The sequence below is a fragment of the Salmonella sp. SAL4457 genome, from assembly GCF_046548235.1.
Taxonomy (GTDB): domain Bacteria; phylum Pseudomonadota; class Gammaproteobacteria; order Enterobacterales; family Enterobacteriaceae; genus Salmonella; species Salmonella enterica.
The window spans coordinates 1-302 of the sequence record NZ_JBGDZO010000280.1; the positions used below are offsets into that span (position 1 = coordinate 1).

1 protein-coding gene is annotated in these 302 nt (G+C 66.6%); it reads left to right on the top strand.

The genetic code is table 11. The annotated features are described in order from the left end of the window. A partial coding sequence (locus ACLJNW_RS24280) for an N-succinylarginine dihydrolase (RefSeq protein WP_410961228.1) occupies positions 1-302 on the top strand: 302 nt, incomplete at both ends.

Below are 302 nucleotides of genomic sequence, written 5' to 3' on the forward strand. Positions count from 1 at the left end.
CGAAGCAGGGCCTGGCGAAGATGAAGGCGCTGATGGAGATGGGTTTCAAGCAGGGGGTACTCGCTCCGCAAGCCCGCCCGGATACCGCTGCGCTGCGTAGCCTGGGCTTCTCCGGCAGCGACGAGGAGGTGATCCGCCGTGCGGCGAAGGAAGCGATGCCTCTCCTAGCCGCCTGCAGCTCGGCGTCGAGCATGTGGACCGCCAATGCCGCCACGGTCAGCCCGAGTGCCGACACCGCCGACGGCCGCGTGCATTTCACCGCGGCCAACCTGAACTGCAAGTTCCACCGATCCATCGAGCAT